A 9,888-nucleotide genomic window follows, 5' to 3' on the forward strand; every position below is an offset into this window, starting at 1 on the left:
AGTGCACTAACTATTCACTGCTTGTACTGCCAACGTCGAGCCCAGAGCGACCATGAACGCTGCGATCGCGCCGTCGAGGACCCGCCAGGCCATCGGTTTCGCAAATGCCGGTTGCAGAAGGCGGGCACCGTATCCGAGCGCGGTGAACCACAGGAGGCTGGCGGTACACGCACCGATTCCGAACCAGATTCGCGCGGTGTCGTACGTTGCCGCCACTGATCCGAGGAGGACCACCGTATCCAGGTACACGTGCGGATTCAGCCAGGTCAGCGCCACCGCTGTAGCGAGGACGGTACCGATCCTGGCCGGTTGCGACGCACGATCCGCGGACATGGCGGACGGGCGCAGAGCACGACGCATCGACAATGCGCCGTATCCGAGAAGGAACGCAGCGCCGCCCCAATAGGCGATCGTCATCAAGGAGGGGGAGTTGTCGACGAGGAAACCTGCCCCGGCCACGCCGGCCGCGATGAGGACGATGTCCGACGCCGCGCAGACCGCGACGACGGGAAGCACGTGCGTCCGCGCGATCCCTTGCCTCAGAACGAACGCGTTCTGAGCTCCGATGGCCACGATGAGCGACAGGCCGAAAGCCAGGCCCGCGAGGGTAGGACCGAGTGCGAACGTCATGAAGCAAAGATTAAGAACGGTCAGATCTGAAGTACAGCGAATATTTCTTCACCATGATTAGTATTACTTATGCGCGCACCCGACCTGTCGCAGCTTCACGCCCTCGTCTCCGTCGTCTCCGAGGGCTCGTTCGATTCCGCAGCCACGCAATTGCACATCACTCCTTCGGCGGTCAGCCAACGGATCAAAGCGTTGGAGACATCGGTGGGGACGGTGCTGGTTCACCGCTCCAAGCCGGCCCGGATCACCGAGGCGGGGATGCCTTACCTGCGGCTGGCGCAGCAAATAGGAACGCTCGTCGCAGAGCTGACTCCAGGCGCGCCCGCGTCGGTACCGATTGCCGTGAACGGTGACTCGCTCAACACTTGGGTTCTTCCTGCAGTGGCACAGCTGTCGCACCGCATGGAGTTCGACATCAAGAGAGAAGACCAGGACCACTCCGCGGAATTGCTTCGTCAGGGAGTTGTCGTGGCGGCGGTCACCACGTCGGCGGATGCCGTCCAGGGGTGCTCCGTGACCCGACTCGGGGTGATGAAGTATCGGCCGATGTGCTCGCCGGAGTTCCGGGACACATGGTTTCGCGACGGACCGTCGGGCGACGCATTGTCCCGTGCTCCGATGATCGTGTTCGACCGCTCCGATGATCTACAACACCGATATCTCGAACAGTGGAGTGTGACGAGGCGTGCAGGTCCCACGCACTTCGTGCCGTCGTCGGCCGACTTCGCCGAAGCGGTGAGGCTCGGAATGGGCTGGGCCGTCCTGCCTCGACAGCAGATCGACAGAATGCGCACAGGAGTGGACGTCGTCGACCTCGCGCCGGGCACCGGCGTCGACGTCACGCTCTACTGGCAGCAGTGGACGTTGAAAACGGCCGCTTTGGCCGAGTTGGCGTCGGTGATCGCCGTCGCGGCGGCAAGTTCGCTGGACTGACCGCCCGGACTGGACGCGGGAGGGGGCGTGTTAATCGGCAGAGAACGCTCAAAAAGTCATCAAGTCGTAAATCTTTCCTGAAACAGGATCTTGGTATATGTTCTCCGGACAGAATAAGTCCGTGCGGTTTGTTGTTCTTCACAGCCTGCACGGACGGGTCTGTGTTGTTCACGGGAGCTGTCAGCCCGCCCTTGTCCCCGCCCGCCCCTGGGCAAGTCGAAGCGAGTCCGGCTAGTGGTCGAAATAGGAACCGAACCACCGAACACGGTGCCCACCGAGCGCACGTGGTCGCTCTCGGCATGGCCCGTTCGGGCCAAGGTCGCGGCCGTCGTCGCGCTGCCGTTGATCCTCGCAATGGGTTTCGGAGCCCTGCGCATCCAGACCGAACTGTCCGCCGCAGCCGATCTGTCTGCCGCTGCAGACAATTCACGAATCGTGGCGCCACTCCTCGCCCTCGACCGGGCCGTCGGAGATCTTACGCTGAGCGGTGTGCCGGGCTCGGGCGAGGAAGCGCAATCCGGTCTCACCGCCGTGCGCGACGCACTCGGAACCAGCGGTGACCAGGATGGCGGAGGCCCCGAGGCAGGCGCCCTCGTCGACTTCGAGAGCGCCGTCTCCGGCGCGGAGCAACTGAGCGACAGGCTGCGGCAAGGCCCGGTAGCCCCCGTCGAGCGCGTCGGTGTCGCATCGGCCGTCACCGAATCGATCGCAGAGCTGATCGCCGACGGCCTGTCCGTCGAGAGCGCCGAGCCTCGAACCCTCACGTCCACGATCGTCGACGCCATGTCCGGCCGTCGCGCCGCGCAGACCCAGCAGCTACTCGTCTCCACCCCCGACGTCACGATTCTCGACGAGGTCAACCGGGCCGCGGGCAGTGAGGCCGCCGACATCGCGGCACTCTCGACCGTGCTCGGTCCGGAGTCCGCCGAAGTGCAAGCGCTGCAGGCACAATTCGACACCAGGCTCGGAATGTACTCCGCGGCGGCAAGCGGTGGGCCCACCAATCCGTTCCTCTCGGCCGGACAGTCCACCGACATCTACACCTCCATCGCGGACCGCTACGCAGGCCGCCTCGTCGAGACACTGACATCCGAGGCCACCGAGAGTCGATCGGTGGCGCTGCGCGACACTGCCCTCGTACTCGGCTCGGTCCTCACCGCGCTCGTGCTCGCGCTGATCGTCGCCCGCTCTCTCGTCCGCCCCATCCGCAGGCTCCGGTTGGGCGCTCTCGGTGTCGCTCGACGCGCGCTCCCGGCTGAGATCGAAAGGATCAGATCCGGTGGACACACCCCGGAGATCGTGCCGATTCCCGTCCACACACAGGAGGAGATCGGCCAGCTTGCCCGCGCAGTCGACGCCATCCACGAGGAAGCGCTGCAGCTCGCCGGCGAACAGGCGCGACTTCGAGTGCAGGTCGGCAACATGTTCGAAACGCTCTCTCGCCGAAGCCGATCGCTCGTCGATCAGCAACTGGCCTTGATCGAAGAGCTGGAACGCGACGAGGACGATCCGCGCCGCCTCGACAGTCTCTTCCGCCTCGACCACCTGGCCACCCGGATGCGCCGAAACGGTGCCAACCTCATGGTGCTGGCAGGCACCCCGTCGCGCCGCGCACAGGGTGACCGCCCCGTCGCACTCGACGCAGTGATGAGCGCGGCCGTGTCGGAGGTCGAGGACTACCGCCGCGTGCTCATGCTCGATGTGCCGGAAGCCGCACTGGCCGCGGCAGCAGCAGCCGACATCGTGCACCTTGTCGCCGAGTTGATCGACAACGCGCTGCGCTACTCACCGCCCGACAGTGCCGTCGCCGTCACCGCCGCGCGCGCCGTCGAAGGCGGAATCCTGCTCGAAGTCGCCGACCGCGGGCTGGGAATGCCTGCAGCGGACATCGACGAAACCAACGAACGGCTCTCCGCCGGCGGTGAAGTCACGCCCGAAACTGCGCGTCGAATGGGCCTGTTCGTGGTCGGACGTCTCGCCCAGCGCCACGGAGTGACGGTACGACTACGCGCGACACAGGTGCAGGGAGGAGGTTCGGGAGTGACTGTCAGCGTTCACATCCCCGTGTCACTCGTCGTGACGGCATTCCCGACGGCCGAGAACGTCCGCGCCAACCGCAGGGATCTGTCGGCCGGTCGATCGGCATCTGCGCTGCCACCGCGCAACGGGGCGCCTCCGATCACCGCAACGGACGCCGAAACCGCCACGGAACGCACGGGTCCGGTGTCGCTCATGGCGCTCGACGGACTCGCGACGGCGGGAGTGCCGTCCCCAGGCGCCGACGCACAGGCGCCTGCCGAGCAGAACGGATACGTCGCCCAGACGCGGAACGGTCGGTCCGACACGAAGGACGTCACCTCCGCATCGCTGCCCCGGCGTCGTCCAGGCGCGAGCGGCGTCGACGAACACATCGCCCTGTCGTCCGGCAGAGCAGAATCGGCCCCGTCCGGCGACATGGCAGCCGTCAGACGGACCTCGGACACTTCGTCGTTCTTCGGCGCCCGCCCGGCGGCACTCGCGGCGAAGAACGACACCGCACAGGGTACCGAGGGTGCGACCCCACCACCGCCGGATCCGCTGGCACCGCCGACCCAGGCGATGCCGATCTACCAGCGAATGGTCTCCGAGTGGCTCGTCGACCCTGCTACCGGACAAGGCCGTTCGCGCACCTGGTCGTCACCGGCGGACGCAGGCTGGGCCGCCGCCGAGAACGCCGACGACGCACGCGCACGCACCAGAACGGACTCCGGGCTGCCGCTGCGTAAACCAGGTGCCCGCCTGGTCCCGGGCGCCGTGGACACCGGACGAACCCCGACGCACAGCCGTAACGACGCGCCGACGTCGTCGCGCACACGGTCACCCGACGCCGTACGCGAGAAACTCACCAGTCACTTCACCGGTGTCCGCACCGGGCGCGCCGAAGACGTCACCGGCCGACACAGAACGGAAGAAGGCGAATGAACCACCCCATCGCGTCGACCCCCGATCGGTCCCTGGACTGGCTCGTGTCGAACTTCGCACGCGACATCGTCGGAGTCGCGCACTCCGTCCTGGTCTCGGCGGACGGGTTGCTGATGGCCACCAGCGAACAACTTCCTCGCGAACGCGCCGAGCAGCTGGCCGCGGTGACGTCCGGGCTGGCGAGCCTGTCCTCCGGCGCAGCGCGACTGTTCGACGGTGGTCCGGTACTCCAATCCATCGTCGAGATGGAGAACGGGTATCTGCTGCTGATGAGTGTCGGCGATGGATCGCACCTAGCCGCACTGACGGCGGCATCGTGCGACATCGGCCAAGTCGGTTACGAGATGGCCGTGCTGGTCGATCGTGTGGGCAGTATGGTGCAGCCGGCCGCGCGGATACGAGATCGGTGATGCACGGTGGCACCGTCGGAAATACCTGAAGTAGACGACGCGCTGGTCGAGGTCGCCTCACCCGATCGATCGGGCGCATCCGAGTCGACCGACGAGTCTGCACCCGAAGCTCCTGTGAACGTGGACGATTCGGACGAGTTCGACGCCGCGGCACCAACTCCCAATCTGGTGAGGCCGTACACCCTCACCGCGGGCCGAACCCGATCCGAGGTCTACCTTCCTCTCGAAGCTCCCGTGCACACCGTCTCCCCGGTCGTGACGAGTATGTGGCCGCCCAGCGACATGAGATCGAAAATCGTCGCGCTGTGCACGGAGAGCCCGTCCGTGGCCGAGATCTCCGCGCGCCTGAGCCTGCCCCTCGGTGTCGCCCGCGTACTCGTCGGCGACCTCGTCGAATCTGGAACATTGCGTGTGTCGGCGACTCTCGACGACGACGCCACCGCGGCCGAGCGCCGCGAACTCATCGGAAGGACACTTCGTGGACTACGCGCACTCTGACACGAGAGGTCGGACAGCGGCTTCGACGAAGATCGTCGTCGCAGGTGGATTCGGCGTCGGCAAGACGACACTCGTCGGCGCGGTGTCGGAAATCGTGCCGCTCCGAACCGAAGCGATGATCACCGACGAATCCGAAGGAATCGACGAACTGGACTCCGCGGGCAGTAAATCGACCACGACCGTTGCCATGGACTTCGGCAGAATCACACTCTCCGACGACCTGGTGCTCTACCTGTTCGGTACTCCGGGCCAGCGGCGATTCTGGTTCATGTGGGACGACCTGGTTCGCGGAGCCATCGGTTCGATCGTCCTCATCGACACGCGTCGTCTCGACGACTGCTTCGCGGCGATCGACTACTTCGAAGCTCGTGGACTTCCCTTCGTCGTCGCCGTCAACGAGTTCGACGGTGCGCAGCGTTTCGAGATCGACGACATCCGCGAAGCGCTCGCGATCGCCCCGTTCGTGCCGATAGTCAAAGTCGATGCGCGACGCGCGGATTCCGTACGCGGCGCCCTCATCACCCTCACCGAGTACGCCCTCGACCGCGTGCACTCGGCAACCTAGGAGCAGCACCATGGATCATTCACACGAGATGCAGCATTTCTCGATGGGCATCTGGCTCGTGTTCCTCGCCTACGGAGTGTCCGTCGTGGGCTGTGTCGTCGGCCTCGCCTGCACCAGGCAATCCGCGGTCGTCTCGTCACCGCGTGCTCGATTCGGATGGCTGGCGATGGCGGCGGTCTCGATCGGGGGTATCGGTATCTGGCTGATGCATTTCATCGCCATGCTCGGATTCACCGTGACCGGCAGCGTCGCACGATACGACCTTCTGTGGACCGTCGTCTCGGCGTTGCTGGCAATCGGAGCGACCCTCGTCGGACTGCTCATCATCGGCCGCAAGGTCAACATCTGGACGCTCCTCTTCGGTGGCGTCGTGATGGGAATCGCCGTCAACGTCATGCATTACACCGGAATGAACGCGGTCCGTATCCAGGGCGCGGTGTCCTACGACACGACTCTCGTTGCTGTCTCCGTGGCCATCGCCGTCGTCGCAGGCACATTGTCCCTGTGGTTCACCCTGGTCCTGCAGAAACCGATGTTGTTGTTGGCCGCAGGTCTCGTCATGGGCGTCGCCGTCGTCGGAATGCACTACACCGGAATGGCCGCCATGCGCGTCACCGTCGACCCGGACGCACCTGTACCCGCGGGGCTCGAAGTGTTCGGATTCCTGTTCCCGGTCTTCGTCATCGGACTTCTGGCGCTCGCGGCACCGATCGCTGCGCTGTTCACCCTCACCGACGACGAAGACGACGACATCGAATCGATGCAGCTCGACCAGCCGCATGCAGCCTCTCGCGTGAGCTAGGACAACCTGGCGCAGATCGCGCGGCCCGCGTCCGTACCCGACCTCCACGCACTCTCGACACGAGGCGGCCCCGACGGACTCCACTGATCGCCCGCGAAGTACACGGTTCCGTTCGCGAGATCGACCGAACCGAAAGTCGAGTCGTGTGCCTGCGCGGGCTTCGCGAAGGTCCACCGATGAACGTGCGTCCACGACGGTGCCGGCAGCCCGGTCACAGATCGAACCGCCGCCACAGTCTGCGCCACCGCCGAGTCCGGGTCACTCAGATGCGCACGGGCAAATTCCGCAGTGGTGTGTGCGACGAGTACCGGCGCCGAGTCGCCCCGCCGCGCTCCGTCGTCGGCGAGGAACTGGATTACGGGATGCGCATTGACGAACGCTGCGTTCTCGAACGGCAACGGCATGTTCTCGAACCCGGCGACCAGGGTGAGAGCCGCGTCGTAGCTCACCGGGTCCGGCACGTCGGCGAGTCTCGATGCCTGCGGATCCGGCATCGCCAACACGACGATGCCGTCGGGAAGTGTGGTGAGCTCGGTGGATTCGGCCTTGATCTCGCCCGGGCCGGCGGCGCCCAACACGTCCCTGACCAGTGAACGCAGCCCGCCCGGAGTTGCCCACCTCGTCGGACCTGTGGTGGTGGTGGCGTCAGCGTCGGGAGCCAGTACTCCGAACGTGTCGGTCCACGGCCTGGCCAGACCGGCTGCTTCCCACGCCTCGACCAGCTCGGCGAAACCGTCGTCGCGGACGGTGAAATAGCCCGCGCCGATGTCCACACGGCGACCGTGCAGTTGCGGAGACGCCATCCGCCCGCCCACAGCACGGCCGCGATCGACGAGACGACACTCGACGCCGCCGTCCCTGAGCGCGACCGCGCATGCGGCGCCGGCCATTCCCGCGCCGACGATGGTGACCGGAGTTCGTCCGGTGCTCACGATCGGCTCGTCGTCGACACCGAGCGCCGTCCCGAAATCCTCATACGCGAGACACTAGTCGTTCCACGGTCCACGGCGTGCGACGTCCGCCCAGTCGACCAGGTTCCAGAACGCCGTGACGTAATCCGCCTTGACGTTCTTGTACTGGAGATAGAACGCGTGCTCCCACATGTCCAACAGCAGTAGGGGAGTGATCCCGAGAGGGACGTTTGCCTGCTGGTCGTAGAGTTGGAACGTGAGCAGTCTCCGCCCCAGTTCGTCCCAGCCGAGAACAGCCCAGCCGGAACCCTGAAGTCCGTTCGCCGCAGCGGTGAACTGTGCACGGAACTTGTCGAACGACCCGAACTGATCGTCGATGGCGGCTGCGAGTTCGCCGACCGGCTTGTCACCACCGTCCGGGGAGATGTTGGTCCAGAACTGACTGTGATTGCGATGCCCGCCCAGATGGAACGCAAGATTCTTCTCGTGCAGGAAGATCCGTGAATGATCGTCGGATTCACGTGCAGCCGCAAGCTGTTCGAGTGCGGTGTTCGCGCCCGCGACGTAGGCCGCATGGTGCTTCGAATGATGAAGCTCCATGATCTCGCCGCTGAGGTGCGGTTCGAGTGCAGCGTAGTCGTACGACAGGTCGGGTAGTACGTACTTGTCGGTGGTCATGATCTCGCTTTCGGGTCTGTTCGATCGGTACATGACCATCCTCGAACCTCGACCGCACTCGAGGTCAAGCCCAGCGCCGTACTGGTTGTGCGCGTGGGCTGTGGACGTGAGCGGTCAGAACACGGTGCGATACAGATCTGCGATCTCGTCGGCCGTCGGCACGACGGGGTTGTTGCCCGGCGATCCCGACGCCAATGCCTGCTCCGCCATGAGCGGAATCAGACTGTCCCACTTGGGTTCGTCGATACCGTAGGTGCTCGGGCGTGGAACCTCCACGTCGGCGCACAGAGTGTCGATGAACTCGATCAGCCGCGCGGACGCGATGTCGTCGGAATCCGTGCGTTCGGCCGCCCCGAGCTGGCGAGCGCACTCGGCGTACCGGTCGCGAGCCCCGGGGATGGAGAACGCAGTGACGGCGGGGAGCAACATCGCGTTCGACAGGCCGTGTGCGACATGGAAGTGCGCTCCGATCGGACGGCTCATACCGTGAACCAGACAGACACTGGCGTTGGAGAACGCCATACCCGCCTGAGTCGACGCATGCATCATTGCCTCGCGCGCTTCGGTGTCGGAGCCATCCCGATACGCGCGCAACAGAAACCGGCCGATGGTCCGCATCGCGGACAAAGCGAGTCCGTCGGAGATCGGGTTGGCTTTCTTGCTCACATAGGCCTCGATCGCGTGGGTCAACGCGTCGACGCCGGTGTCCGCCGTCAAGCGGGGCGGCATGGATGCAGTCAACTCGGAATCCACGATCGACGCTATGGGAAGAAACGACAGGCCGGGACACAACATCTTCTCGTCCGACGTGACATCCGTGATGATCGTGAACTGCGTTGCCTCCGAGCCGCTTCCGGCGGTCGTCGGGATCGCGATGATGGGTAACGCAGGCCCGGTGTACTGGCGTGGCGCCTTGTAATCGCGCATCTCGCCGCCCTGCTTCGACAGCACCGCGAGGGCTTTGGCCGTGTCCATCGGGCTGCCACCGCCGAACCCGATGACTGCATCTGCGTCGTGAGCTGCCGCTGCGTCCAAGCCCGCATGCAAGGACTCGGTGGTGGGGTCCGGGACCGTGCCGGAGAACAGTGCACCCTCTTTGCCTGCTCCGGCAATGATCTTCAGAAGCCGTTCCGCGGAGCCGTTGCTCACCATGAACGCATCGGTGACGAGCAGGGGCCGATGCACGTTCAAGTCGGTCAGCACGTCACCGAGGCTCTCCACTGCTCCTGGCCCGAGCTTGAGAAAACGCGGGAACGAGATGTTGGCAACCATGTACTACTCCTTTGTAGATACGTCAGCGCACTTACCTGCACACTATCGGCCACCGACGCGGCCTGACCCCCGTCGTGAGTGGAAATGTAGGTGCTCTCTGGTCGCTCCGCGGGCTCCGCTCCTGACTCGGGGCCTACATTTCCACTCACGTGGGGTCTAGTTGTTTTCGGGGAATCCCGGAGACGCGGAGCGGATCTAGCTGTTTTCGGGGAATCCGAGGTTGATGCC

General features: G+C 65.1%; 10 protein-coding genes. 6 read left to right on the forward strand and 4 right to left on the reverse strand.

The features are described 5' to 3' along the window. Positions 1-6 precede the first annotated feature (6 nt). On the reverse strand, positions 7-630 hold the full coding sequence (locus CH292_RS19735) for a LysE/ArgO family amino acid transporter (protein WP_094626463.1): 624 nt from the start codon (positions 628-630) through the stop codon (positions 7-9). A 69-nt stretch (positions 631-699) separates the two neighbouring features. Here CH292_RS19735 and CH292_RS19740 point away from each other — a divergent pair, with 69 nt between their 5' ends. The 6 genes from CH292_RS19740 (at position 700) to CH292_RS19765 (ending at position 6,799) form a co-directional block, all read left to right on the forward strand. After that, positions 700-1,563: a LysR family transcriptional regulator ArgP gene (locus CH292_RS19740; protein ID WP_094655535.1), complete on the forward strand. Its 864-nt coding sequence runs from the start codon at positions 700-702 to the stop codon at positions 1,561-1,563. 267 nt (positions 1,564-1,830) lie between these two features. After that, entirely contained in the window at positions 1,831-4,524 is a 2,694-nt protein-coding gene (locus tag CH292_RS19745) for an ATP-binding protein (RefSeq protein ID WP_256978327.1), read from the forward strand. Beyond that, positions 4,521-4,934: a roadblock/LC7 domain-containing protein gene (locus CH292_RS19750; protein WP_019667414.1), complete on the forward strand. Its 414-nt coding sequence runs from the start codon at positions 4,521-4,523 to the stop codon at positions 4,932-4,934. The genes CH292_RS19745 and CH292_RS19750 overlap by 4 nt, the downstream gene beginning before the upstream one ends. 120 nt (positions 4,935-5,054) lie before the next feature. After that, positions 5,055-5,432, forward strand: a complete 378-nt coding sequence (locus CH292_RS19755; protein WP_051127756.1) for a DUF742 domain-containing protein — start codon at positions 5,055-5,057, stop codon at positions 5,430-5,432. After that, entirely contained in the window at positions 5,413-5,997 is a 585-nt protein-coding gene (locus CH292_RS19760; RefSeq protein WP_019667411.1) for an ATP/GTP-binding protein, read from the forward strand. Before CH292_RS19755 ends, CH292_RS19760 begins: the two co-directional genes overlap by 20 nt. Before the next feature lie 10 nt (positions 5,998-6,007). Continuing rightward, positions 6,008-6,799 (forward strand): MHYT domain-containing protein, encoded by a 792-nt coding sequence (locus CH292_RS19765; RefSeq protein WP_094626465.1) that lies wholly within the window; start codon positions 6,008-6,010, stop codon positions 6,797-6,799. Here CH292_RS19765 and CH292_RS19770 read toward each other — a convergent pair. The 3 genes from CH292_RS19770 to CH292_RS19780 form a co-directional block, all read right to left on the reverse strand. Then, entirely contained in the window at positions 6,796-7,731 is a 936-nt protein-coding gene (locus tag CH292_RS19770; RefSeq protein WP_094655537.1) for an NAD(P)/FAD-dependent oxidoreductase, read from the reverse strand. The two genes, CH292_RS19765 and CH292_RS19770, sit on opposite strands and share 4 nt — an antisense overlap. Before the next feature lie 54 nt (positions 7,732-7,785). Further along, the gene (locus CH292_RS19775) at positions 7,786-8,388 is read right to left on the reverse strand and encodes a superoxide dismutase (RefSeq protein WP_179278016.1); all 603 of its coding nucleotides are present in this window, start codon (positions 8,386-8,388) and stop codon (positions 7,786-7,788) included. A gap of 114 nt (positions 8,389-8,502) precedes the next feature. After that, the gene (locus tag CH292_RS19780) at positions 8,503-9,660 is read right to left on the reverse strand and encodes an iron-containing alcohol dehydrogenase (protein WP_094626468.1); all 1,158 of its coding nucleotides are present in this window, start codon (positions 9,658-9,660) and stop codon (positions 8,503-8,505) included. Positions 9,661-9,888: the final 228 nt, after the last annotated feature.

The organism is Rhodococcus sp. 14-2470-1a, from assembly GCF_002259425.1.
GTDB classification, from domain to species: Bacteria; Actinomycetota; Actinomycetes; order Mycobacteriales; family Mycobacteriaceae; genus Rhodococcoides; species Rhodococcoides fascians_E.